This is a genomic window from Chryseobacterium gleum, assembly GCF_900636535.1.
GTDB classification, from domain to species: Bacteria; Bacteroidota; Bacteroidia; order Flavobacteriales; family Weeksellaceae; genus Chryseobacterium; species Chryseobacterium gleum.
Genome location: NZ_LR134289.1, coordinates 2,084,749 through 2,110,537, shown reverse-complemented (window position 1 = coordinate 2,110,537; position 25,789 = coordinate 2,084,749). Strand labels below are relative to the sequence as shown.

Annotated in this window: 27 protein-coding genes and 1 riboswitch; of the genes, 14 read left to right on the top strand and 13 right to left on the bottom strand. The window is 35.7% G+C overall.

The window, feature by feature from the left end; genetic code table 11:
- Positions 1-5: 5 nt before the first annotated feature.
- The 7 genes from EL165_RS09650 to EL165_RS09620 all read left to right on the top strand — a co-directional run bounded on the left by EL165_RS09650 (position 6) and on the right by EL165_RS09620 (position 6,329).
- Entirely contained in the window at positions 6-902 is an 897-nt protein-coding gene (locus EL165_RS09650) for a BatD family protein (protein WP_002977562.1), read from the top strand.
- Entirely contained in the window at positions 895-1,887 is a 993-nt protein-coding gene (locus EL165_RS09645; protein ID WP_002977563.1) for a VWA domain-containing protein, read from the top strand. Before EL165_RS09650 ends, EL165_RS09645 begins: the two co-directional genes overlap by 8 nt.
- Positions 1,887-2,894: a vWA domain-containing protein gene (locus tag EL165_RS09640; RefSeq protein ID WP_002977564.1), complete on the top strand. Its 1,008-nt coding sequence runs from the start codon at positions 1,887-1,889 to the stop codon at positions 2,892-2,894. The genes EL165_RS09645 and EL165_RS09640 overlap by 1 nt, the downstream gene beginning before the upstream one ends.
- A gap of 99 nt (positions 2,895-2,993) precedes the next feature.
- On the top strand, positions 2,994-3,737 hold the full coding sequence (locus tag EL165_RS09635) for a tetratricopeptide repeat protein (protein ID WP_002977565.1): 744 nt from the start codon (positions 2,994-2,996) through the stop codon (positions 3,735-3,737).
- Positions 3,737-5,476, top strand: a complete 1,740-nt coding sequence (locus EL165_RS09630) for a BatD family protein (RefSeq protein WP_002977566.1) — start codon at positions 3,737-3,739, stop codon at positions 5,474-5,476. The genes EL165_RS09635 and EL165_RS09630 overlap by 1 nt, the downstream gene beginning before the upstream one ends.
- A 44-nt stretch (positions 5,477-5,520) precedes the next feature.
- A complete protein-coding gene (locus tag EL165_RS09625) occupies positions 5,521-6,123 on the top strand; it encodes a MarC family protein (RefSeq protein ID WP_002977567.1) in 603 nt (200 codons plus the stop codon).
- Between the two features lie 5 nt (positions 6,124-6,128).
- Positions 6,129-6,329 carry a hypothetical protein gene (locus EL165_RS09620; protein ID WP_002977568.1) on the top strand — a complete coding sequence of 67 codons (201 nt, stop codon included), beginning with the start codon at positions 6,129-6,131 and terminating at the stop codon, positions 6,327-6,329.
- Positions 6,330-6,524: 195 nt separating this feature from the next.
- Here the strand turns inward: EL165_RS09620 and EL165_RS09615 are convergent, their stop codons facing one another.
- The 5 genes from EL165_RS09615 to EL165_RS09595 form a co-directional block, all read right to left on the bottom strand.
- Positions 6,525-7,493, bottom strand: a complete 969-nt coding sequence (locus EL165_RS09615; protein ID WP_002977569.1) for a chorismate-binding protein — start codon at positions 7,491-7,493, stop codon at positions 6,525-6,527.
- Between the two features lie 155 nt (positions 7,494-7,648).
- Positions 7,649-8,077 carry a PaaI family thioesterase gene (locus tag EL165_RS09610; protein WP_002977570.1) on the bottom strand — a complete coding sequence of 143 codons (429 nt, stop codon included), beginning with the start codon at positions 8,075-8,077 and terminating at the stop codon, positions 7,649-7,651.
- 24 nt (positions 8,078-8,101) lie between these two features.
- Positions 8,102-8,710 carry a 1-acyl-sn-glycerol-3-phosphate acyltransferase gene (locus tag EL165_RS09605; protein ID WP_002977571.1) on the bottom strand — a complete coding sequence of 203 codons (609 nt, stop codon included), beginning with the start codon at positions 8,708-8,710 and terminating at the stop codon, positions 8,102-8,104.
- A gap of 315 nt (positions 8,711-9,025) precedes the next feature.
- Complete coding sequence (locus EL165_RS09600) at positions 9,026-10,747, bottom strand: PspC domain-containing protein (protein ID WP_002977572.1); 1,722 nt, start codon at positions 10,745-10,747, stop codon at positions 9,026-9,028.
- Positions 10,748-10,758: 11 nt separating this feature from the next.
- Positions 10,759-11,088, bottom strand: coding sequence for a PadR family transcriptional regulator (locus tag EL165_RS09595; RefSeq protein ID WP_002977573.1), 330 nt, complete (start codon positions 11,086-11,088; stop codon positions 10,759-10,761).
- A 389-nt stretch (positions 11,089-11,477) separates the two neighbouring features.
- Here EL165_RS09595 and EL165_RS09590 point away from each other — a divergent pair, with 389 nt between their 5' ends.
- Both EL165_RS09590 and EL165_RS09585 read left to right on the top strand, forming a co-directional pair.
- Positions 11,478-12,179 (top strand): XAC2610-related protein, encoded by a 702-nt coding sequence (locus tag EL165_RS09590; RefSeq protein WP_002977575.1) that lies wholly within the window; start codon positions 11,478-11,480, stop codon positions 12,177-12,179.
- A gap of 1 nt (position 12,180) precedes the next feature.
- On the top strand, positions 12,181-12,771 hold the full coding sequence (locus EL165_RS09585) for an HD domain-containing protein (RefSeq protein WP_002977576.1): 591 nt from the start codon (positions 12,181-12,183) through the stop codon (positions 12,769-12,771).
- 52 nt (positions 12,772-12,823) lie between these two features.
- Here EL165_RS09585 and EL165_RS09580 read toward each other — a convergent pair whose 3' ends face one another.
- The 4 genes from EL165_RS09580 to EL165_RS09565 form a co-directional block, all read right to left on the bottom strand.
- Positions 12,824-14,197, bottom strand: a complete 1,374-nt coding sequence (locus tag EL165_RS09580) for a DUF4932 domain-containing protein (protein ID WP_002977577.1) — start codon at positions 14,195-14,197, stop codon at positions 12,824-12,826.
- A 162-nt stretch (positions 14,198-14,359) separates the two neighbouring features.
- Positions 14,360-14,743, bottom strand: a complete 384-nt coding sequence (locus EL165_RS09575) for an acyl-CoA thioesterase (RefSeq protein ID WP_002977578.1) — start codon at positions 14,741-14,743, stop codon at positions 14,360-14,362.
- Between the two features lie 115 nt (positions 14,744-14,858).
- Positions 14,859-15,038, bottom strand: a riboswitch (cobalamin riboswitch).
- Positions 15,039-15,072: 34 nt separating this feature from the next.
- On the bottom strand, positions 15,073-15,873 hold the full coding sequence (locus EL165_RS09570; RefSeq protein ID WP_002977579.1) for a hypothetical protein: 801 nt from the start codon (positions 15,871-15,873) through the stop codon (positions 15,073-15,075).
- A 30-nt stretch (positions 15,874-15,903) separates the two neighbouring features.
- Complete coding sequence (locus tag EL165_RS09565) at positions 15,904-16,566, bottom strand: ATP-binding cassette domain-containing protein (RefSeq protein ID WP_002977580.1); 663 nt, start codon at positions 16,564-16,566, stop codon at positions 15,904-15,906.
- A 454-nt stretch (positions 16,567-17,020) separates the two neighbouring features.
- On the opposite strand from EL165_RS09565, the gene EL165_RS09560 reads away from it, so the two are divergent.
- Both EL165_RS09560 and EL165_RS26635 read left to right on the top strand, forming a co-directional pair.
- Positions 17,021-17,965, top strand: coding sequence for a fibronectin type III domain-containing protein (locus tag EL165_RS09560; protein WP_002977581.1), 945 nt, complete (start codon positions 17,021-17,023; stop codon positions 17,963-17,965).
- Between the two features lie 18 nt (positions 17,966-17,983).
- Positions 17,984-18,088: a T9SS type A sorting domain-containing protein gene (locus EL165_RS26635; protein WP_081457781.1), complete on the top strand. Its 105-nt coding sequence runs from the start codon at positions 17,984-17,986 to the stop codon at positions 18,086-18,088.
- Between the two features lie 63 nt (positions 18,089-18,151).
- Here the strand turns inward: EL165_RS26635 and EL165_RS09550 are convergent, their stop codons facing one another.
- The gene (locus EL165_RS09550) at positions 18,152-20,299 is read right to left on the bottom strand and encodes an endonuclease MutS2 (protein WP_002977582.1); all 2,148 of its coding nucleotides are present in this window, start codon (positions 20,297-20,299) and stop codon (positions 18,152-18,154) included.
- Positions 20,300-20,425: 126 nt separating this feature from the next.
- Between EL165_RS09550 and EL165_RS09545 the strand changes: the two genes are divergently transcribed.
- Both EL165_RS09545 and EL165_RS09540 read left to right on the top strand, forming a co-directional pair.
- Complete coding sequence (locus EL165_RS09545) at positions 20,426-20,947, top strand: GNAT family N-acetyltransferase (RefSeq protein WP_002977583.1); 522 nt, start codon at positions 20,426-20,428, stop codon at positions 20,945-20,947.
- Positions 20,948-21,180: 233 nt separating this feature from the next.
- Positions 21,181-21,822, top strand: a complete 642-nt coding sequence (locus tag EL165_RS09540) for a uracil-DNA glycosylase (RefSeq protein ID WP_002977584.1) — start codon at positions 21,181-21,183, stop codon at positions 21,820-21,822.
- Here EL165_RS09540 and EL165_RS09535 read toward each other — a convergent pair.
- The 3 genes from EL165_RS09535 to EL165_RS09525 all read right to left on the bottom strand — a co-directional run bounded on the left by EL165_RS09535 (position 21,809) and on the right by EL165_RS09525 (position 24,093).
- Positions 21,809-22,318: a hypothetical protein gene (locus EL165_RS09535; protein WP_002977585.1), complete on the bottom strand. Its 510-nt coding sequence runs from the start codon at positions 22,316-22,318 to the stop codon at positions 21,809-21,811. The two genes, EL165_RS09540 and EL165_RS09535, sit on opposite strands and share 14 nt — an antisense overlap.
- Positions 22,319-22,334: 16 nt before the next feature.
- A complete protein-coding gene (locus EL165_RS09530; protein ID WP_002977586.1) occupies positions 22,335-22,826 on the bottom strand; it encodes a DUF456 domain-containing protein in 492 nt (163 codons plus the stop codon).
- A 79-nt stretch (positions 22,827-22,905) separates the two neighbouring features.
- Entirely contained in the window at positions 22,906-24,093 is a 1,188-nt protein-coding gene (locus tag EL165_RS09525; RefSeq protein ID WP_126358616.1) for a carboxypeptidase-like regulatory domain-containing protein, read from the bottom strand.
- 277 nt (positions 24,094-24,370) lie between these two features.
- Here EL165_RS09525 and EL165_RS09520 point away from each other — a divergent pair, with 277 nt between their 5' ends.
- The gene (locus EL165_RS09520; RefSeq protein ID WP_002977588.1) at positions 24,371-25,639 is read left to right on the top strand and encodes a mechanosensitive ion channel family protein; all 1,269 of its coding nucleotides are present in this window, start codon (positions 24,371-24,373) and stop codon (positions 25,637-25,639) included.
- The last annotated feature ends 150 nt before the right edge of the window (positions 25,640-25,789 follow it).

Genomic DNA, 25,789 nt, shown 5'->3' with positions numbered 1-25,789 from the left:
TAACATTGAGAAAAATACTTTTAATATTATCCTTTCTGATCTGTGCGAATGCTTTTTCACAGATATTATCCTCTAACGTAGAAAAGAAAACCCTTGCCCTGGGAGAAACCAATCATATTACTATAAAGATTGACAACCTTAATGGGCAGCAGGTTACTTCAGCTCCGAAGAATGAGCTGCTCCCTTTTCATTTTGAAGAAACCAAAGACAGTATCGGGCAATCTGCCAATACCTATGAAAGAAAAATAGAATTTGCTGTTTTTGACGAAGGGAAATTTACCATTCCGGAACTGGAATTCAAAGTGGGTGATAAGATCCTTAAAACGATTCCATACGAAATAGATGTCATTAATACTGCTCAGAAAGCTGACCAGATTAATGATATCATGAAAAATAAAGAGGTGAAGCTTGAGCCGCAGGATTACTGGGAGCTTTATAAGTTTTATATTCTGGCTGCATTGGCTGGTATTGCAATAATTATTGCCATTATCATGTTTGTAAAATGGGGCAGGAAATCCAAAAGCGCACCGGTAGTAGCTACCAATCAGACTTTAAAAGAACTTGACTCACTTAAAAAGAAAAAATATATTGAAGGAGGAAACTTCAGATCGTTTTATGTGGAACTGATTGATATTTCCCGAAACTTCATTACAAAACAATACCATCTTCCGGCAGATGTCCTTCTTACAGATGATCTTATTGATGTCATGAAAAAGAATAACACAATCTCCCAGGACAACGAAAAAATTGTGGAAGATGTATTCCAGAGAGGAGATCTCGTGAAATTTGCCAAAACTTTCCCTGATCAGGAGACCATGGAGAGAGATTTTGCCAATATCAGGGATTTTGTGAAAAGATCATCCAAAGATCTAGAATTCGAAAACTTAAGAAAGGATGTTTAATTTTGAGTTTTACAGTCCGTGGTTTTTACTGCTTTTTCTGCTGTTTATCCCACTTTTGATTAAAGATATCGGGAGAAAGAAAAGAAAAGGCATAAAGGTGCCTACAGTAAAGAATATGGATCACAGTGGTGGTATCCAGGGGGTGCTTTTTTTATTGAAAATCTCAAAATATATCATACTTTCCGCTTTGATCATTGCAATGGCAAGGCCGAGAACATTTACGATTTCTCAGGACAGGGATGATACAAAGGGAGTCGATATTATGTTATCTATTGACGTTTCTTTAAGTATGCTTGCAAAGGATTTAAATCCTGATCGTATCACTGCATTGAAAGATATTGCTGTAAAATTTGTTCAGAAACGTCCCAATGACAGGATAGGAGTTGTAGCGTATGCTGCGGAGGCATTTACAAAAGTTCCTGTTACTTCAGATCATCAGGTTGTTATTGATGAGATTAAAAATCTTAATTCTGCGGGTCTTGAACCAGGTACAGCGATTGGAGAAGGTCTTTCTGTTGCCGTAAATCACCTGGTAAAAAGTAAGGCTAAAAGTAAAGTAGTCATCCTGATGACGGATGGAGTAAGCAATATTCAGAATGCGATTCCTCCACAGGTAGCTGCTGAACTGGCAAAAAATAATAATATAAAGGTATATGCAATCGGAATCGGGACCAATGGTTATGCCCTGATGCCAACATCACAGGACATCTTTGGAGATCTTGTCTTTACTGAAACAGAGGTAACGATTGATGAAAATACCTTGAGAGAAATTGCACAGACTACAGGAGGAAAGTACTTCAGAGCTACTTCAAACAGCAGTCTTGAAGAAGTATACGATGAGATTAACCAGCTGGAAAAATCTGATGTGAAAGTTTCCAAGCTTTACAATTATGAAGAATATTTTAAGATATTTCTCTGGATTGCTTTAGGAATGCTGGTATTGGATGCATTGTTGAGATGGGTGTTTTATAAAATTTTAAGCTGATGAGTTGGTCTTTAGGAAATTATTGGTATTTATTTTTACTGTTGCTTCTGCCGCTGTTAGCTTCCTTTTTGATCCGTTTTTTAAAATGGAGAAATAAAAAAAGAGAAATTTTTGCAGCCAGTCAGTTTCATGAAAATTTATTTGAAAAGAAATCAGGATTTACAAGGTATTTTCCTGCATTGTATTTATTGGCAACATTATTTTTGATATTCTCTATCATTGATCTTCTGAATGGCTCAGAAGAGGTGAAAAGCACTCAGAAACTGAACAATGTGATTTTTATGCTGGATGTATCCAACTCTATGAATGCAGAAGATATAGATCCAAGCCGTCTTACAGAAGCTAAAAATCTGATGATGGCTACTATGAAGAAAATGAATAATGACAAAATCGGGATTGTCATTTTTGCCGGAAATGCGATGTCGATAATGCCTCTTACCACAGATTATAATTCAGCAGAAACCTATATCAGCGGTATTGAAACAAGCTCCATGCAGATTCAGGGAACTGATTTTCTGAAGGGAATGCAGGCTGCTGTTGAAAAGTTTAAAAATGTAAGCAAGGGGTCCAGAAAAGTTGTTCTGCTAAGTGATGGTGAGGATAATGAAGGGAATGATAATGCCGCTATACGGTTAGCGAATAAAGAAGGAGTGAGCATTACTTCCGTCGGGATCGGGACTGATGAAGGTGCCCCGGTACCGGAATATGTTTTTGGACAGTTGATGGGATACAAGACGGATGTTAATGGCGGAACAGTAATTTCTAAGAGGCAGACGGAGGCTTTAAAGAAAATGGCTGAATCTACTGATGGAACTTATATTGACGGAAATAATATCAATGAAGCCCCTGACAGAATTGCAGAAGCTGTAAATAAGAAGTCTGCAGGTGCTGAAACCATGGTGAAATCACAGAATGCAAATCATTACTATCAATATTTTCTTGCGGTATCTATTCTTTTTTTCTTTTTAATTTATATTTTTAATCCTAAAAAGGACTTTAATGTGTAGATTTCCTCTTTATATAGAAGAAATTCTACAAGTACTTTAACCGAATTTTAACAAATAAAACTCTGTTTCTTAACATATAAAGGAATAATTTTGCAAGTGATGAATACTAAAATCATATTTTTATCGTTTATTGTTGCCTTCTCTTTCTCAGGCTTCCTGTTTGGGCAGGAAAACTACAGAAACTTAATCCATGAAGGAAACCAGAAATTTGACGGTAAAGACTATGAAGGAGCCTCCTCAAAATACATGGAAGCGATAAAATCCAATGATAAAGATTTTACCGCTCATTATAACATGGGGAATGCTCTATATAAAAGTAAAAAATACGAAGAAGCAAAAGCAGAGTTTGAAAAAGCAGAAAAACTTTCACAGACACTTCCTGACAAGACTGCCGCACTTCATAATCTGGGAAACGCTTATATGCAGATGAATCAGCCGGAGAAAGCTGCTGATTATTATAAAAAAGCTTTAAAGCAGGATCCCTACAGCGAGGTAACCAGAAAAAATTATGAGATTGCCAAGCTGAAAGAAAAAGAAAAACAACAGCAAAAAAACGAACAGAACAACTCAGGAAAAGGTGGCGGCGGTAATGATCAGAACAAAGGTGACGATCAGAAAGGCGACAAAGACAAAAAACAGGATCAGGGTAACGGCCCTCAGAATGAAGGCAAAAGTGACCAGGGAGACAATCCTAAGCAGAATCAGAATAACGAAGGCAGAATGCCGAAGAATCTTGAAAATGCGATCTTAGATAAAATAAACGAAAAAGAAAAAGAAACCGCCAGAAGAATTTTAAACAAAAATTCTTATTCGATGCCTGAAAGCAACGAGAAAGATTGGTGATGCAGCACAAATTGATTTACATATTGCTTACCCTGGCATCCGTAATTACTTACGGACAGGTAAATCTTTCCATGGATGCAGATAAATCTGAGTATGGGGGTAAGGATATTATCAATCTTACTATCGTCCTTGAACTTAACGGAAGCGACCTTGTACAACAAACAGGTTTACAGCTTCCTGATCTATCAAAATTTAATATCATAGGAAGCGGATCTGTTACCAATACGGTGATTGACCCAGCTACCAATACATTAATTACCCAAAAAGTATCCAGAATTGCTCTTGAACCTAAGAAAAAAGGGAAAATAAAAATTGGTTCTGTGCTGGTTACGGTAAACAACAGAATTTACAAGACAGAACCCTTTGATGTCAATATACGGGATATCGTTGACAAAAGGTCAATGGCTGCCAATACATCCAATGATGTTTATCTGAATATGGAAATTGATGACAGGGATGTATTTCAGGATCAGCCTACTGTTGCGGTACTGAGAGTATACTCAAGAAACATTGATAATCTGAGAAAGGTGAAAAATATTCGTCTTCCGCAACAGGATAATATCAATGTGCATCCCATCAATTTTGATAAATCTGAAATAGATCCGTCAGGATATGGAAATATGCCTTCACAGGTTCTGGCGATGTTTATGGTATTCCCGAATGAAGCTGGATATGTGGAGGTTCCTGGAGTAACAGCATCCGTAAGTACCTATTCAAATAAAACTAAAATTGTTTCCAATAAAGTTAAAATCAATGTAAGAAAGCTCCCTGAGGGTGCTCCTGAATGTTTTAAAAATGCTGTTGGAAACTTTAATGTAAACGTATATAACGCTTCCAAGGAAAAACCGGAAGCTAAAAAACCTCTGAATGTGGTAGTGAAAGTTTCAGGTGAAGGTAATTTACCGGATATGGAACTTCCAAAAATTGCTGCTTCCCCGGATTATGAAGTTTTTGCCCCGAAAATTACTTCTAAAGTGACTCCCGGAACTACAGGGATGAAAGGAGAAATCTTAGCTAATTATGTTATCATTCCTAAAAAATCAGGAGCAATTTCCATTAAAACAGAACAGTTTGCTTTCTTCAATCCTGCCAGTAAAGAATATGTAGATCTGGGACAAAAGACACTGGCTTTGAATGCATTTTCTCATGATCAGATTATGGAAGCCCGTACTACGGTAGAAAAAGTAAATGAATATACCAATAATCTTCTTGAGACGGTAAATACTCCTGTTTTAAAGACCACATCATTCAAGGTGAAAGAAAAGAATAAGATTCACTGGAATATTCTTCTGACCAATATTGCTATTCTGATAAGCTTGTTTGTTGCCTATCTGTTATTTAAAAATTGGCAAAAAAAACGTACATTAGTTAGGGAAAATGTACCGTCAAAACCTTTAGGTTCAGTGGCAGAAACAGAAAAAGAGATCAGAGAATTGATGAAAACGGATATCAATGATTATTTCGGATATCTGGAAAATCTTAAAGATAACGGAGAATATGAGAAGTTCTTTGTTACTCTGGAAGAATTGGATGAAGAGGTGAGAAGCCAGTATTTCAAAGGCTCTGCTTCGGAGTTCAGGACTTTTCTTGAAACACATAAAGGTTCTTCCATAGCAGAAGAATATGGCAAATTGCAGCAGAGAGTTCAGATGGAAAAATATAATCCTGTAAAATCTGCAGAAGCTCTTGAAGAACTTTTGAAAACAATTGTTAATTTATATTCACAAATTAGCAAATAATCAGTTTATTTTCATATTTTTGCGAAATTTTTAATTACAAAGAGATGGAAATTTTTGATGGTTTCTCTTTTAAAGAGATTGTTACCAGCTTTATGGTTCTTTTTGCCGTTATCGATATTATCGGCTCAGTTCCTATTATAGTAAGCCTTCAGCAGAAATTCGGGCAGATTGAAGCCGGAAGGGCAGCAATTACTGCAGGAGTTATTATGATCGTTTTCCTTTTCGTAGGAAATAAGATTCTGAAGCTTATCGGAGTTGATGTAAATTCCTTTGCCATTGCAGGTGCCTTTGTGATTTTTGTCATAGCCCTGGAAATGATTCTGGGAATTGAAATCAATAAAACAACTGAAGCAAAGGCCGCATCCATTGTACCCATCGCATTTCCGCTGGTTGCCGGAGCTGGAACTTTAACAACTGCACTATCTCTCAGAGCTGAATTTCATGATATTAATATTATCTGCGGAATTATTCTTAATACAATTTTCGTATATTTGGTCCTGAAATCAGCGAAATGGTTGGAGAGAAAAATCGGGGATGCCACCTTAATGATCCTGCAGAAAGTTTTCGGAATCATCCTTTTGGCAATTTCAATTAAATTATTCACTGCAAATTTTGCCCAGCTGGTGCAGAATTATATTAATTTTTAAGAGTCATGAAGAAGTTTTATAAAGTATTTTTAGTACTGTTTATCGTATTCATCGCCATCAATCTTTATGCTATCAACTGGCAGACAACAGATATCTTAGGAGATGAAGATAACCTGAAATTTGTATTCTCAGCCGCAGCTGCAGGATTAGGTCTTATCCTGCTTTTTGTAATGGATACATGGAGCAGAATCGGTGTAAAGAAATAAATTGAATATTTCAATATATGATATAAACCTCTTTCTATTGAAGGAGGTTTTTTGTTTTGTTAGGTGGGAGGGATTAGGTAATAGGTTTCCATTAAATTTCAATACCTCTTTCTATCAATAGAAACGGGCTTTAGCCCGTTTTAATAAATATGATTTCAATTGGCTTTAGCCAAGCTTATGAAATCCTACAAAATTCTATAAAATAACCAGATTTTTCAATATGGCTTCAGATTTCAGTTCCGTTTCTCTCCATTCTTTTTCCGGGTTGCTTTGGGCTGTGATTCCTCCTCCCACGAAAATATGTACAGCATCTTTATAAAGTCTTGCGCAGCGCAGGTTCACAAAGTAGAAGATGCTTTCTTCAGTTTCAACCTTAATATAACCAGCATAGAATTCACGTGGAAATTTTTCATATTTACGGATATTCTCGTTACAAAAATCTTTTGGAATGCCACAAACAGCGGGAGTAGGGTGAAGGTCCCGGATAATGCTGTCAAGATCTTCAGGTTTTATACTGGTCTTAAAATCTGTCCGTAAATGTTTGATATTTCCTGAAATATGATCATATGTTTCCGACTGCTGTACATTGTTAGAATAGTTTTTAAGAATGTTCTGAATGTAGGTAGTAACCGGCTTCTGTTCTTCAATTTCTTTTTCAGACCATTCTTCAGATACCGGCAGGGTACCTGCAAGAGCCATGGTTTCAAATTCATTCGTTGTTTTATTGAACTTACCTAGTACTTCCGAGAAAGCTCCCATCCAGGCATTCTGCCCGTTATTAAAGAGGTATCTGAAAGCATTGGGATAAGAATCACACAAATTTTTAAAACTTTCTTTATAATCGATTACTGTAAAGTCGGTAAATATTTTTCTTCTGGAGTAAACAAGCTTAGGCAGATTGTTTTCTTTAATCACTTTGATCACTTCCTGCAATGTTGCACAGTATTCTTCTTTCGTTTCAGCTGTAGAATTTGTTAAATCTTTGATCAGATCTTCATTTGTAATCGGGATAAGAGAAAATTCCGAAGTTTCAGCTTCAATTATATCTCCGCTGAAGCTGATTTGATCTTGTCCGTTATAAGAAAAAAAGTGGACTGCATTTTTTGTGTTTTTTTCATCAGTAGTCAGAAGTCTCTCGTCAAAAGGAAGTTTGAAATAAATCATGAGTTATGAAGATTTTGAAAATTATCAGAGGAAAATGGTATAAGTAATTTCCAGCGTGATTTTCCTTTCTGCAAAGGTATTACTAGTCTTAAAGATGTCAAAATAAAAAAGGACTTAAATTTATTTAAGTCCTTTATTTTTTATGCTGTTGCAACTTATCTGTGAATAATATTATTCGTCATTGTTGTATGATTGATAAGTACCCCTTTTTCATCGCGGATTTCAATTTCAGAAACGTGCATCGTTTTGCCTTTTCTGATAAAACGTGCTGTAGCTGTTACAATACCATCTTTTTTACTTCTTAAATGATTGGAATTGATATTGGTACCCACACCGTAATATTTTTCGCCATCAATAAAGATATTAGACAGGCTTGAACCTAAAGTCTCCGCTAAAACACAGCTCGCTCCTCCATGCATGATCCCAAACGGCTGGTGAGTTCTTGGCAGAACAGGCATTGTGGCTGTAAGGGTTTCATTTTCCAGATCAATATCGATAAATTTTATTTCAAGTGTTTTGGCAAGAGTTACATCTCCCCAGTTATTGATGAATGCTAATATTTCTTCTTTTGTCTGACCTTTCATTTTTAATTGCTAAATGATGATTGATTAATTTTGCTTTACACTGTCATTTTCATTCCCTGTTCCCATAATATTGGGATTCCAGTTGGCAGGGACTTTAGGAACAATATCATTTTTCACATAATAATCCTGAATTTCCTGCATGATCTCTGAAAAAGGTACTGATGCTATTCTTTCGTACGGAATAGTATATCCCAGATAAACAATTTTTCTTTTGAAATCACCTGCTGCCAGTACAATAGGAACTTTTGCCGCCAATGCCATGTGGTAAAAACCTTTTCTCCATTTCGGAACCCAGCTTCTTGTTCCTTCGGGGGTAATTACAAGACTGAAGTCTTCCTTGGAAAACTGATTGGCTACAAAATTGACAAGATCGTTTTTCTGGCTTCTGTCGATACCAATACCTCCAAGGCCTTTTACAATACTTCCATACCAGGCTTTGGTGTGGGCATCTTTAATGATAATTTTTAAAGGCTTTTCTAAAGACCAGTAGGCGAAATTTCCTAAAATGTATTCCATATTATGAGTGTGCGGAGCCACTACAAGTATACATCTGTTCAGGTTGTTGACATCGCCCTGCAGAACGACTTTCCAGCCTAATATCTTTAACATTGCTTTGCCTATCAGCTTTTTCATAGATTCTTGGATTAAAAACAAAAAAGTATAACCAAACTTTGGTTATACTTTACAAATATATTGAAATATTATCGCTCTTAAAACAAACCGCTAATTAAATCTACGATTTTCATTACGAATTCCATTGCAAATTGTATCATGATGAAGCTGTGTTTTTGTTTATTTGGTTATTAAATTTTTAGCTTTACGAAATTAAAACATTTTTTTCATATTAGAAACTAAATATTGTTTTATTTTCACTTTTCTGAGAGAAGAAGGGTGTGAATTTCAAACGGTTGCCATCCACTCACACCTTCTACCACTCTCTGAAGTTAATTATTTAGTTTGTATGGAAATTTCGTTTTTTCCGTCTTTGATTTTGATGTCCATATCCTTGTTTGATTTCTTGATAGTAGACACAGCAGAATCAATTACTTTCTTTGCCTGGTTGTTCGGAACTTTTTTACCGTTTACAATGATACTGTCTTTATCATCAGAGTTGTATTCGATACTGGAACCGTTTACCGTGATTTTATTCTTTTCAATTCTTACATTGTTATGTTCGTCATCATTATCCTGATCGTTGTCATTGATACCATCTCCATCCAGGTCTCCGTCAATGTTGATGCGGTCTTTTTTCATTGAAATAACAACTGTTTTTTGCGGAACTACAAGTTCATAATCTAAGCTATAGTCTCTGAATCTGTGCTCATATGGATATTTGATGTAGTTCGGAAGTAATACTTTATTATTTACCACTTCTACAGGAACTGTCATCTGAATAGGGAAGTTATATCCTTTTCCTTCTTTTTTGATGATCAGATAAGGTGTTTTGATATCCGGTTTTCTTGTAACATCTACAGAGATATAATCTTCTTCATACACTGATTTTTTATCAGAATAAATATCATTGTCATATGCTTTGAAGTTCTGAGGGATGTTGATTTGCTTTACATCCACATATACTGTATCTGAAGTAGTGTTGATGGCTACATTCTCTACATCCTCTTTATTTCCTCTATAGATCATGTCCTTCTTAGCCATGCTGATTCCGAAGTAAGTTCCAAGTCCGATCAGAAGAAGAAATAAACCTCCTACAACCCATCCGATATTTCTCAGCTTTGTTTTTGGAGAGAAAATCTTGATGCTTAATAAGCTGAAAAGAATTGCCGGAATTAAACTTCCGATGACCATCATCGCAGCCAGTACTTTATCCAGTCCCTGATCATCCATATAGAATCTGATCTCATTAGCTCCGGGGAAGTCTGTATCCATTGCGAAAAGGGCAAATAATACAAATACTCCTATAATGCTTCCTACAGCCATCAGTACGAAGAATCCTCCTACGATGTACTTGAATACATTCCAGATTCCGCTCCCTGCATTGTTGATATAAGGTTTGTTTTCAGTATAGATTTCTCCGACCCTCTGAGTAGATTCATTGGCAAATTGTACCAGTTTATTAGACTCATTCTTAAGATTGTCGAAGTTCATAGGCTTTCCCTGCATTTTCAGGAAATCTGCTGCTGTTTCAGCTTTTGGAAGTACGATCCAAAGAATTACATATAAAAGTCCTATTAATGAAGAGGAAATAGCTGCCGTGAAAATTCCCAGGATAAAGATTCCAAGCCAGATTGCTCTCATTGCGGTAATATCCATTCCTACATATTGAGCTAAACCTGCGCAAACTCCTGCTACTTTTTGTTTTTCCGGATCACGGAAAAGCTGTTTTTTATCTGTATAATAAGCTCCTGAATTACTTTTTCTGGCAGATGTTTTTTCGGAAAAATAAGCTTCTTCCTGTTCTTCGATTTTTTCAGGGCTTCCGATCTGTGCAATTACCTTTTCTACATCGGTGTCATTGATCACTTCACGTTTTCCTAAAGAATCTTTGAAAATTTCTACCATTCTAATTTCTATGTCATGCATTACCTCATCCGCTTCTGAAGCCTCCAGTGAGCTTCTCAGTGCATTCAGGTAATCGCTGAGCTTTATATATGCGTGTTCTTCTATCGTAAAAGAAAAACCTGCGAGTCCTATTGAGAGTGTCTTGTTCATAGCTTTGTTTTTTAATTTTGTTGGGTGATTTGATTTACTGAGGCTGTCAGCTCATTCCATGTATTGAGAAGTTCATCCAGGAAAAGTTTTCCTTTTTCTGTGATCTGATAATATTTTCTGGGTGGGCCTCCTGTAGATTCTTCCCATCTGTAAGAGAGAAACTCTCCGTTTTTAAGTCTTGTAAGAAGAGGGTAGAGGGTCCCTTCCACTACATCCAGTTTTCCTTTTTTCAGTTCATCAATAAGATCGGAAACATACATTTCGCGGTTATTGATGAGACTTAGAATACAGAATTCCAGAATTCCTTTTCGCATTTGCGCTTTGGTATTTTCAGTATTCATCTTTGATAAGTTTTGTTAATTAGTTATATTTTAGAAAAATGCTCCTAGCTAGTTGAGCCTATTCTAATTTTACATTACAAAGATATGTAAATAAAATGGTATTATGCAATACAAAGTAGTGAAATTTTTAAAATAAAATATTTAATCATCTGATAATCAAATTAATAATTTTATTGACTATTTTTTGTTAAAATAAATTTTGGCAAAAAATGATGAAAAAACTTTAAATTTTAATACATCAAGAAAGGATTATCTACCTCATATAACTCATCTTTTATTTTATCATTCATCATCCATCACTTATAAATATAAGGAGCTTGGGATTTTGAGATCGGGATAATGATTCGTATTTTTGTTAGGGAAAAACACCTAATCCATTTACCAGTATCATGAATATTTTGAACAGCTATAAGCATTTATCTTTATTTCTTTTATTGGGCCCTTTATGCTTTGGGCAATATCAGTTTGAAGTAAAAAATGTATCAAAGAAATATAACGCGATTATCCAGGTAGAAAATTGTAATGATGGCCAGTGTGGGGGAAAAGGAACGGTAGAATTGTTTGATAACAATAACAACAAGGTACAGAGTTTTGTTTCTGATAATCTTGTTTTAAATCCGGAACAGGGACAAAAATTGATTCCAGGGAAACTGATTCCTCTGACCAATGACCAGCGTTCAGTAATTATAGATGACTTTAATTTTGACAGAACCAAAGATGTGGCCATAAGAAACGGGAATATGGGAAATTACAGCTCGGCTTCTTATGATGTATATGTATTCAACAGCACAAGAATGGCATTTGTAAAAAGTGAAGAACTTACAGACCTGGGCTCAAATTGTTTTGATTTTTTTGAAACAGATGCCAAACGCAAACGTCTTATTTCCTACGGTAAGTCCGGTTGTTGCAGGCTTTTTACAACAGAATATGCTGTCATTCCGAACAAAGGACTGGATAGAGTCCTGGAAAAGGAGGAAGATATGACCAATGAGAATCAGGTAAAGGTAATAACAAAAGAAAAGATCAATAATAAATGGATTACCAAAACCAAGGTATATCCGGCAGATCAGTATAACAGAAATAAAAAGTAAGATGAAAATTCAGAAAGAAATCGATTTTATCCTGGCAGTGGATGCCTTGAAAAATGTGCAGCGAAGAAACTACAATGCCGATGATTCCCGAAGAGAGAATACAGCAGAACATTCGTGGCAGATTATTATCCTGGCCCAGATCCTTTATCCATATGCTAAAAATCGTGCAGACATTGATTTGCTGAGAGTAATAAGAATGCTTTCTATTCATGACCTGGTGGAAATAGAAGCCGGAGACACTTTTATTTTTGATGAAAAAGCAATGGTAGGAAAATTCGAAAGAGAAAAAGCATCTGCCCAGAAGATCTTTGGAATTCTGGATGAACCTTTACGTACAGAGTTCTTTAACCTGTGGCTTGAGTTTGAGGAAGAAAAAACGCCGGATGCTATTTTTGCCTGTGGGATTGACAGAATCATGCCGTTTATTTTAAATTCCCATACTGCAGGAAAAAGCTGGACTGAAGCAGGAGTAACGGAAAGGCAGATCCGAAATATGCTTGAAAATGCGATCAGCAGAGCATCTGATGAAATGGGAGAGGCTTTTGAGCTTTTACTGAACAGAAATCTTGAAACGGAAAAGGTTTTGAAATAATTTTAAAAAGACACTGCTCATTTGTGAACAGTGTCTTTTTATAAATAGCCTTTTACGAGGATAGTAACAAATAATTATCAGGGTTTAATAAGATTCCTTCCTGAGAATAAAATCCTGTCATACTGCTAAAGACATAAAACCTCAGTTCGAAATTTTTATAAGGACTGTCCAGTTTAAATTTTACTTCTTTTCCATCTTTAGACCAAACCGGATTTTTGACCATAATAATGGTATTGCTTGTCTGCTTTCCATCTACATATTCAAATAGTCTCAACTGAAGAGTGGCTGTCTTTTTCATTGGTTCTGTGAATTGCACCACCATATTGTTTGTATCTGCTTTCTTAAAATCTTTATTGTTGGCATTGACAATGGAAGGCTGTGAGATTCTCTTTCCTGTTTTCTTCGTCCATTTTAATAATGGAGCATACAGTTTGTCCAGACTTTTATGCTTTTTGTAAAGTTCAATAACCTTTTCGGAAAATAAATTCTGAGCAATGAAACCACGTCGGATATTCACTTTATGATAGATAGCGGAAAGACTATCCGTTTTTTCCTTTGGAAATTTTTCTCTGATAAATAAGTCATAAACAGCCCATGTCATATACTCATTAAATGAATTGATCCCAGGATATCCTGAGTTTTTATCCCAATTTGCCAGATTGAAACTTGCTGCTATTTCTTTTGAGTATTTATCTGAAACAGGGTTTACATAGCCATGATCAATTTCTGAAAATACAGTGTGATTATCAAGAATCCTTCTTGCTAGATTATCTTTTAAATTTCCAAGGATAAGATCTTCTCCGATATTAGGAAAGTCAACAGTTAAGGAGCTGTTAATATCTCTATGGCAATTCTGTCCGCCTACCAAAGGAGAAATGGCGATAATATATTTCTTATCTCCTTCATTGGCTGGTTTTTCTGCTATTTTATCCAAAAAAGCATAGGTATCATTGATGTAATAATACTCTTTATAGTTATCAATTAAGGTATTATAAAACTGTTGATGATTTTTATAAAAGGTTCTGTAATTTGATTTCTTCACAAAATCATTAATCAGTTCCAGGTTTTCATCCACTTCTTTAGGGCCAAATGAATTGAATGCGAAATCTCTTTTAAGCATACCTGCATTATCAAAAGAAAACGCATAAAAATCAGTTCGGAAACCCAGGAATTTTTTCCAGTCTTTTCTGGAATAGTTTACTTTTTTTAGCAGAGGGTGATCTTTTACAGGCTCAAAATAGGATATAATTTCATCATAATACGGAGGAATTTTCTGAACATCATATGGATCTGTCTTACCGTATTCTGTGAGTGCTAAAATAATATTTCCCAGTTCGTAGCTTTCCGGGAGTTCAATTTTTACGTCTTTTTGTGCTGTTAGGGATACCGAAAGGATGAGTGTAATGATTAAAATAATTTTTTTCATGTAATATTAGTTCTTCTATAGTTTAGGGAAATAGTAGGAATAATTTCCTGAGGGCTAAAATTAAAGAAAAATGTAATGAATTCCAATCAGTGTTTAATGAAGATATATTATAGTGTTTTGGAAAATATTCGGGCGGCCAAAGGCCGCCCGAATATTTAGTATTTATAGTATCTGAATTGGTTTCTTGAATTCATCAATCGCTACAAAAGTAAAATCACCTACAATTGCTTTTTCTCTTTCGTAGGAGTACATCTGCTCAGTGTAAATTTCAACATTTACTTTCATACTGGTTTTTCCCACGTAGGAAACTTTCCCGATCAGTTCCACAATAGTTCCGGCAGGAATAGGTTTTTTGAAATCGATCTTGTCACTGCTTACCGTTACCACTCTTTTTCTGGCAAAACGGGTTGCGGTGATAAAAGCTACTTCATCCATCAGCTGCATAGCAGTACCACCGAAAAGGGTATCGTAATGATTGGTTGTGTTAGGGAAAACCGCTTTAAAGATTCTGGTTTCGGATGCTTCAATTCTTTCTTCTGTAGTCATATATCATTATTAATTAAAGCGAAATGAGAGATATCAAAACAACAGAACAATGACAGGAACTATGGGAATTCCTGAAACAATTCATCAGATCAATACAACTTCAGATCGCGAAAGTTACATGTTTAAGAAAAAGGCAGGTCTCCTGACTTGTAACATCATTTATCTCCTTCCCATGCCTCGCACAGTGGATCTTTGATAAAGACTTCAGTTACTTACAGTTGCGCGACAGTCCGTGATTTTCACACGGTTCCCTTTTAATCTGCAGTGATGCAGAACCAATTTCTGTGATGAATAAGTATAAAAACTTTTCGGATGCAAAAATAATGAATTTATTCCGGATTATGGAAAATAATCTGGCTGATTACCCTTCCTTTCTTGATGGTCCACAGAGTTGTATATCTGTTTTCACCTGAACCGTTGATCATATAAAGAAAAATATTATCGTTGTCCAGGGAAGTTACTCCAACATTCTCAAAATCCATGGTAGGCTGGAACATATTTTTGATAGCTTCTCTTACAAAAACGGAACCTCTTCCTGGCTGTTGTACTCTGATTGATTTGATTTCAGTCATTCCTTCGGGAAGATCATTTCCGATTCCCCAGGGTTTTACTTTATCAATGGTAAGGAGTTTTCCTTCCGCATCTTTTTCCTTTTTACGGTATCCTGCATTGGAAGGATAAATATCAATTACTACTTTGCTTCTTTGGGCAATAGGAATTTTAGGATCAGAATTGTCTGTGAAAATAAGTGATCTTCCGTTTTTGGATTTGGAAGGGGTATAGGCGGGAAGCTGGTCAATATAAGCAATACGCTCTTTATTCACCATTCCTTCTTTATCAAGTGTTTCATAACGTACAAACGGTTTGTCATCATCCTGTTTTTCCGGATATTTGATCCATATCCATTCTGTTTCTCCAGGAGCAGGCTTTACATAAACGAATACATCGCCTTTGCGCATACGGATCTTGTCCACAATTTTTCTGTAATTGTCTTTATGAACCCGCACATTGGCATATCCTTCTTCAGCTTTTACCACTCCGAAAGGAACTTTATTCTGCCCCTTTACAAAGGCCAAAGAAAAAATACTGAAAGCAGATAAATAGAATGCTTTGTTTATAAAAGTCATCATGATAATTTTTTGATCCTTCAAATATATAAATTAAATGCTTTTCGGAAGATAATTATACCGCCGCAGTTCATTTAAATCTTGTATTTGTTTCAGATGGCCGTCGGAAAGCAAATATATAAGTTCACAAATGTCCAGAACATCTTTAAAATTATGATCAGAAATAATAAATCCTTTGTGTGCTGACTCCTGAAGTATATTTTTCTTTAGTTCTTCAGTAACCTTCGGAGAAAGACTGTGAAATGGCTCGTCCAGTAAAATAAAATCTGCTTCAGAATAAATAATCATCAGGGTTTCAATAATTCTCTGCTCACCTTTGGAAAGGTTTTTAGGTTTATCATGAAGAAAAGGATGTACAAACTCTGAATTAAAAAGTAATTCAGTATTTCTTTGATTACAAAAAAGAGGAACCAGGTTTTTGATTTTTATATTTTTGGGTAAAAAGAGGTCCTGCGGCAAGTAGGAGATTCGTTTTTTTCTGTCGGAAATGTTTTTTAAAATAGTGTTGTCATATTTTATAAAATGAGTATCACCATATTCAGTTCCGAAGATGATTTTCAATAGTGTTGATTTTCCGCTTCCATTTCGGCCTAATAAACCTATGATTTGTCTTGTTTCGCATCCTATATAAATATCCTGCAGAATTTTCCTTTCATTAAAAGATTTTGTTACGCTATCAACATGCAGTCTGCTCATAAAAATAATATTATAATTTTTACAATAATCCCAGATACTATTGTTCCTGCCCAAAGAAACGTCCTTGAAAAACCTGAATTGGCATAAAAGTAATATTCATTTTTAAACCTTACTTCATAAGTAAAGTAATGGAGAAGAGGTAAGATTAAAAGAAAACTTAATCCAAATGTTTCAAACCTGTGGGGTAGCAGAAAAGAAATAAGTAATGAAAACAATAAGGCGGGGATCAGTATCTTTTTATAAAAGATCCAAAGAATAGTAAAGTTTCTGGCCACGTTCAATACTTTATGAATAGTTGTATGATATCTATTATCCGAATTTCAAATGTATTAAAAAGAAAATAAAGACAATATATTACCATTTTCATCACTTAAAAAAAATGATATTCTGAACACTTCATTAAATTTTATTTAAAATTTGACTAAATTTGATATTAATATTTTAAGCTATAATCATGAAAAAACTAGTTCTATTATTTCTTTTGTTCATTATTTCATTTTATAAATGTAATGTATTGAAGGGGAAAGAAAATACAATTGCATTGTTGCCGCCGCCAGCAAATGTTACGGTTACGGATATAACCCCTACGAGTGTTACCGTTTCCTGGACTCCTCAAATTGGTACAGGAAGTACAGTATCTTATAATAAAGTTGGTCTTCCAGGATCAGGTGGTACAACTTATACTACAAGCAGCAGTATAACTATTACTAATTTGACACAGTGTACTACTTATGAAGTAAAGGTAAGTTATGTGCAGGCTGGAGGAGGATATTCAGCTCCTGTTATATTTACAACTCCTATGTGGTACTGTATGGAAAATTCTACAGCAACAATTACTCCTTATCTATATGCATCAAATGTAACACTTAATGCAACAGACCTACCTGCAATGGTTAGTAATTCAACAGGAACAAAAGCTTATGCAGATTATCGTTCGGATTCTACTCGCAAAGTCAAATTAGTTCGTGGAAGCAGCAACAATACTATTTCTGCTACTAAAGCCGGACCAGCTGCTCAAAATCCAACAACTATAGGGATTTGGATTGATTATAATGGAGATAGATCTTTTGACTCTACCGAAAGAATACTCTACTCAAGTAATAGTACAGATATAAATCCTGTGGCAACTTTTAGTGTACCCCAACAAGCTGGACAAGTAGACTGTAAAGTTGCTATGAGAGTCATATCTAATACAACACCTTATTTTTCAAATTGTGGACCTACAGCAGAAATACAGGATTATGAAGTTGAATTTATTGATGCTGTAAGTTTGAATGTTAATGAACGTGAGATAGTAAATCGTGAAATAAATACTTATCCCAATCCTGTTGCTGATATTTTAAATTTTTCAGGGGCTTCAGAAATAACAGATTATGAAATTTATAACGCCGCAGGATAGAAATTTGGAGAAGGGAAAATTTATAATTATAAAATAGACGTACATCATTTACCAAAAGGAGTTTATTTTATTCAGCTGAAAGACAAAGAAAAGATAGCCCGATTAAAATTCATTAAGAAGTAAACAAAGAGAGAATACCTTCTGGTATTCTCTCTCTTTATTTGCATAAATTAATCCTTAGATTAATTAAATTCTTTCAAGTTCATCTGCATCAATGGTTGTTTTGAAAGTTCCGTAATTGACGATTACTTTATTACGTGAGATTTTCTCAATAGTTCCAACACTGGTGCTTCCTGTAATACGGACACGCTGCCCGACTTTCATCCACACAGCACGGTCAGTTTTACGTTTTTCCTCCAGTCTTTCATTGGTCTCAGCAATTTTTTCAATCACTTCTTCTTTTTTCAACTGTTGGGTAATTTTTCTCTTAACAACCTGCAGACGTTTGGATTCATCCTTATCAGTACCTAATTTTCTGAATTTTTCCTGCTCAAGAAGCTTCACAAAATCTTTTACAACATCCTTTCTGGATTTTCCTTTGGTATAGCTGTCGATAAATGCTTCGATCTTATTTCCGAACTGAAGCTTACGGTGTTCCTCTTCATACAGCTTCTGGAAATTGAACAGTTTCTGCTGAAGCTGGTCATTAAGCTTCTGAAGGTTATCACGTTTATCCTCTACAGATTCTTTTCTTTCCGCAAGGTCGGATTTCAGTTTCTCAACCTCAAATTTCTCCTGCTGCAGTTTTACAATGGTTTTATCAAGATTAACAATATCGTGCTCTACCTTTTTCTTGGCAGAATGGATGATAAATCTTGGAATTTTATTCTTTTCTGCAACTTCAAAGGTAAATGAACTTCCTGCCTGTCCTACTTCCAGCTTATACATTGGTTCCAATGTTTCTTCATTAAAGAGCATTGCTGCGTTTTGGGCATTTGGGAGCTGTTCTATCACCAGTTTGATATTCGTATAGTGCGTTGTAATGATGGCAAAACTCTTTTTATCATAAAAAAACTCCATGAAACTTTCTGCCAGCGCACCTCCCAGCTCAGGATCAGAACCTGTACCGAATTCATCAATCAGCAAAAGCGTATTGGCATCAGCCTCACGGATGATTCCTGACATTTTCTTCAATCTTGATGAATACGTTGATAAATGGTTTTCAATGGACTGGTTATCTCCGATATCCGTCATGATTTTTTCAAAGAAAAACATTTCAGACTTAGGATGAACCGGAACGAGGATACCACTCTGAATCATCAGCTGTAATAATCCTACCGTTTTCAGGGTGATCGATTTTCCACCGGCGTTCGGACCGGAAATACAGATGATTCTGTTATGCTCCGTTAAAGTCAGTGTCTGTGGATGAATCGTTTTATTCTCTATTTTGTTTCTTAACCATAACAGAGGATGATAAGCATCTCTTAATCTCAGTGTTTTATGATGATTGATTTTCGGAAGAACTCCATTAATCAGTTCACCAAATTTCGCTTTTGCTCTCGTAAGGTCAAGGTCAAAAATATACACCTGGTATCTCCATAGCTGAGGTTGAAATTCTGCCAGTTCTGCAGTAAGCTTACGGAGAACTTTATCGATTTCTTTTTTCTCTTCTTCTTCGCTTTCACGAAGCTTGAAGTAATGCTTTACAACACTGTCCGGCTGAATGTAAGTAATGGAACCGGTTTTGGAAATTCCTAATGTTCTTCCCGGAACCCTTTTTTTGAATCCTGATTTTACAGCCAGAACCCTCTGGTCATCAATAATAGTTTCCCGTATATCGTCCAGAAAGTCACTCTGTCCATACGTGGTAAGCGCACGGTTGAAATTTTCCTGGATGGCTTTTTTAGCATGCTGGATTTCAGTTCTTATCCCTTTCAGAGCTGGGGAAGCTTCATTTTTTACTTCACCAAAACGGTTAAAAACCTTATCTACTTTCTCAATGATATCTTTTCTGAATTCCAGTACAGAAACCTCTTCCAATAGAGTAGGAAATGTTTCCGGCATGGTAGGGAAGAACTTCTGCAGTTTTCCGATCTGTTCCGTGATGGTTTTTATTTTGATGAAAGCAGCATTTTCCAGACGGTAGTTCTCAATCAGCATCAACTTCAGCTCACTTTCAATATCTTCGTATTCATCAAACGGAATCGCATTTGAACTTTCGAAACTCGACAGGTATTCTGAAGTTTTCTTTAATGAAAGTTCTGCCTCGTCTATTTCCATCGGACGAAGTTGAAGAATTTTTTCTCTTGTTTTCGGAGAATACGCAAATGGGGAGATTTCCGCGAGCAATTGCGGAAACTCTAATTCGTCTAAATCTTCTTTATCTATATACACAGTGCAAATTTAGTGAGAATTTTGATTATTACGTATATCTGAGAGATTTACATAATAAATTAACCGGGATTTAAAGTTTTAACACTAAAAAATAAACCGATGATATTCTTTTATTAAATTTGAAATATGAAACTGGAAACCCAAAGATTATTACTGAGAGATATCAACGAAAGTCATGTTGATGATATTTTGCGAATCCGAAGCAATGAGGTGATCAATCGGTTCGTCATTAGGAAGTCTCCTAAAAATAATTACGATGCGCTCCAGTTTATTCTGACGATTAAAGAAAATACTAAAAATAACCAAACCATCTATCTGGGAATTTCTTTAAAAGATCAGCCGAAAATTATCGGAACCATCTGTCTCTGGAATTTTTCTGAAGACCGGAAAACAGCAGAAGTTGGCTATGAATTGCTGCCGGAATATCACAGGCAGGGAATTATGTCGGAAGCTTTGAAAACGGTTTTGGATTTTGGTTTTAATGAATTGAATTTAGACGAAATTCTGGCTATTACGAATAAATTTAATGAAAATTCAAAAGGGATTCTATTAAAACATGATTTCATTTTATTGGAAGAAAAGAAAGATAAAGGTTTCCCTGACAATATTATTTTTAGTCTGAAAAGGTTCTCTGCCAGCCATCATTAAAAATCCAAAAGGTTTTCTCTATCTTTATCGCTGATTGAAATTACCTATGAAAAATGAAATAAAATCTTTAACGGGGCTTAGAGGAGTTGTCGCATTATGGGTTGCTTTTTTTCATTTTAGTTTTTCAGAAATGAATTCATCAGGATATAGTAGGGATGGGCTATGTAGCTGTTGAAAATATTTAAGGTATAATTGTTGCGCCTATTTTATTTTAATATTATTATTTTTGCAATATGACCTGGACAGAAATTTTAGCCCCGATAAAAAGTACGGAATACTTTAAAACCCTTTGGGAAAAAGTGAAGAATGAATATGCAACAACCAAAGTTTTTCCACCAAAAAATCAGATCTTCAGAGCATTGGAGTTAACGGCTTTTGATGATGTTGAGGTTGTAATTATTGGACAGGATCCTTACCATAATGACTATCAGGCGAACGGATTGTGCTTTTCAGTTTCCGAGCAGGTGGCTGCTCCGCCTTCCCTTAAGAATATTTTTATTGAGTTAAAAGATGACTTGGGAGTGGTAAGAACTTCCAGGGAGCTTGATGATTGGGCAAGACAAGGTGTTTTGTTGTTGAATGCTACTTTAACGGTTCGGGCTCATTCACCTAATTCTCATAAAGATCTGGGCTGGGAGAAATTCACCGATTTTATTATTAAAGAAATTTCGGATAAAAAAGAAAATGTGGTATTTGTATTGTGGGGCGCTTTTGCACAAAAAAAAGCCGAACTTATAGATCCGGCCAAACATTTTATACTTAAATCAGCACATCCTTCTCCTTTTTCTGTTCACAGAGGCTTTTTTGGAAGCAAACCTTTCTCAAAAATTAATGAGTATCTTGTTTCCAAAGGGAAGAAACCTATTTCCTGGTAGAACCAGCAGATTGATCTGCTTTTTTGATTGTAATTCCGATTTTGTATTTTCCGGCTAATGCTTTTGCTCCATCCTGTTGTTTAGGATATGGGGCAATATCCTGTAGTGTAATCGTATATCCGTTAAACTCTGTTGATTGGTGATAATTTCTTGCCGGAAAATCTCCGCTGGCAAGGTTCAGAATCATTGGTCGGGTGGAAGTTCCCATTACCTCCAGCTGAGCAACAGCAACTCCGGCCCAGATACAATTGACACCTTCGGGACAGCGGCTGTCTTCAGAAATCCCTTTGAATGTAACATTCATCTGATATTCCCTTAAAAACTTATTTTCTCCTTCACTAAGGTATATAACACCATCTTGCTGATTATTGGCGCTTGTAGATTTTGTACCTGCCGGCATTTCAGTGGCTTTTGTGTTTATCTTTGATTTCTTTTGAGCATCGCATCCTGTTAATGCAAATATTCCCAGGCTGAGTAGAACAATTTTATGGAACATAGTTTTTTATATTTAATTAAATGACGTTAAACATATTAAGTAGTACTACCAAAAACATTGCCACTCCTACCACAAAACTGAATCCTGTTCCGTAGATGAACCCAATCAGTGCTCCTTTGGTAGATCGTAAGGCTTTATTCATATCCTTACTGTCATGAAGCAATTCACCGATGAATACTCCTGCAAACATTCCTATCAGAAAGCCCAACGGAATCGGAATAAATATTCCAACAATGGTTCCTACCACAGAACCGATACTTCCCCAGCGTGTACCTCCATATTTTCTGTTGGTCTTTGCCGGAATCACATAGCTTAGTACTACAGAAGCCGCAGTAAGAATTCCAAATGCCCAGATATAAATCATAGGAAGATCTGCATCTGTCCCGAATTTATAGATGAGAAGCCCGCAAATGCTTAGCAAAAGCCCGGGTAATACCGGAAGAAAAGTTCCCAATATCCCGACAAATAGTAGAATAAGGCAGAAAATATTTATAACTGTTGTATCCATTCTTTTTAAAAATATAGATGCAATATAAAAAAAGTGGCCTTATAAAAAGCCACTTTGAGAACTGAGTTATAAAATTTTATTACAAATTTAAGATTACGTATTCCAGGATGGGGCCTGTTTTACCGATATTTCCGCTCGCATGGTTATGAAATGTGGTATAATAGATATTTCCGCTGCTGGAGTTTCCTGTACAAGGTCCCATTGTATCTCCGTGTGCCTGATGTGCGTTCCATGCATTTTGGTTGATCGTGATGGTAATATTGTTTCCGTTTGCCGTGTGGTGGCAGATCGTGATGTGGTTATTGTTTAAAGAAGTTCCTACAGGAGTTTGCGGGGCAGAAGGATTGGTATAATGTCCTGTTCTTATCATCAGAGGTTCGTTACCTTTTTGTACCAGGACATCCCAGAATGCCGGATCATAGTTCAGAATTTTTTCCCAGGCACCCATATCATACTGAATATCCAGTGTGTTAAATCCTAATGCAGTTGCCAAAGCTGTGTTTGAAATGGTACAGCCCATATATGTGGTAGCTGCACCAATATCTTGCAGACAAAGAAGGTTGTCATTGATAAAACCTCCCGGAGCATTACAGCTTACAGTGTTTGTATTTCCCCCAACCAGATAAGCAGAAGCCCAGTCTGAGCTATACAGACTTCCGCCATTGGTTACAAAAGTGGAAAGATTGTTATAAACATTAACATCATTGGATGGAGTGGAAGTTCCTGTTTGAGCGTAGGTACGGGATCCGCAATTCAGGAAAATAATATCATACTGGGAGATGGTGTTCATATTTTTTAAATCCTGATAAGTAATCTCAGTTGCGGTATATCCAAGAGAGCTGATAATAGCTTCAATTTCATCATAACTTCCTTTTACATATGCCATTTTTGCGATTTGGTCCAATTTCGAATCGGTTGAAGCCACAGTGACTGTTTCATTTTTCTTAATGATAACAGGAATTTCGGTTCTGAAATTTTTACCGTCACCGGTCTGAATGTGAAGTGTTGTATTACCTTCAGGTGCTGTTAAACTGAAACCACCGTCAGCATTGGAATAGGTATGGTAAACATTGCTCTGGCCGTCGGTAGTAAATACAAGAGCACCTCCAATGGGTTTTGTTCCGTTTTTAGCAAATACTTTACCTTCCACTTTTCCTGTGGAGACCACTTTTACAGGGTTTTCATCAGGAGCAACAGTATCATCTCCTTTACAGTTTACTAAGAGCACAAAGCTGCATAGCATGATCAATAAGTAATTTTGTCTCATATATATTTGATTTTGATTGGTTTAGTTTAGTTTTAATCAAATTTAATAAATTTTTAATATTAAAACATTAAATGTGTAGGTTGTTTTAATATTTTTCACATAAATATATTATTTATAGTTTATTTTTCAATTGTAATCGTGGCTTGTGGCAGATTTGATATTTTCTGCGATAACCGTTCCATAATTTTTATTAAATATTTTCCGGTGCATACCCTTTGGGATGAAAATTGATTATGAATAGTAAAATGATGATTCTTAATTTCATAAATTTGCTGTAATGAATGACCAGTTACAAGAAACCAAAAATTTTATACAGGAGCTAAGTGAACAGCTCTATATCTACATTACCCGCATTTCACCAGCCGGGCTGGACTGGGTTTTTCATATTATTGTAAAGCTGAGTTTACTTCTTATTCTGTTTTTAATCACTGATTTTGTTTTTAAGTTTATCATCAATTCTGTATTCAGGTCATTTCACAATGAACAGAAGTTTCCGATCTTAAAATCTGTTTATCAGTCTAAAATCACCAATTCTGTAGCCCACTTTGCTGCTTTAATTGTGGTGGGTGCCATCCAGGGTTCCATATTTCCGGAAAATGCATTGCCAAAAACAACCATTTTCATTATAAGATGTGTCAATTTAGGGCTGGTACTGATACTTGCAGGAATGCTGTACAGGTCGCTGACTGCTTTCAGAAATTATTTCAGCATTAAACAGGATTTTTATAAGATCATGGCACTTAATGCCATCTCGGAAACAGTAAAAATCTTAGGACTTTTCATATTTACAGTAGTAGGGATCTGTGTGATTTTTGGGATTAAAGGAACTACAATCGTAGGAAGTCTTGGGGCTATTACTGCTGTGCTGGTATTGGTTTTCAGGGATACAATCCTGGGATTTGTAACAGGTCTTCACGTGGCCACTTCTAAAAACTTAAAAGTAGGAGATTGGGTAAGCATTCCCAAATACAGCATTGAGGGAAATATCACGGAGATCAATCTGTTGACTACTAAGATTACCAATTTTGATAAAACAGTATCCACCATTCCTACCTATGATCTGATGACGACTGAGATCAAAAATATGCAGGTGATGTCTGAGTCCAATACCAGAAGAATAAAAAAATCAATTTACTTTAACATCAATTCCTTTAAATTCCTGACGGATGAAGATATTGAACGTTTAAAGGAGATTAACCTGATTTCAGATTATCTTGAGGAAAGAACCACCGAAATCAAAAAAGAAAAAGAGAGCCTGGTACATAAAGATAAAATTGTAAATGGAAGACAGCTTACCAATATTGGTGTTTTCAGATATTACGCACAGAAATATATTGAAAACGATCCTGATATTGACAAAAACGGTACCCGGATGGTCCGTCAGCTGGATATCACTCCGCAAGGGCTGCCTCTTGAAGTATACTGCTTTGCCAATGATTCCAAATGGGAGCGTTTTGAGCAGATTCAGGCAGATATTTTTGATCATCTGCTGGTAGCTTCAAAGGAATTTGAACTTCAGGTAATGCAGATAAGCGTAAAAGTGTAGAAGTTAGAAACCAGATATTAGAAGTTAGAGGCTAAGTTCTTTACAACTGATGTTTAAGTAATGTAATAAATATAAAATTTAATAATAGTATGGAGGTGTAAATGGAAATGATCATAACAATTCGTTATCTAACTTCTAGCCTTTCATATC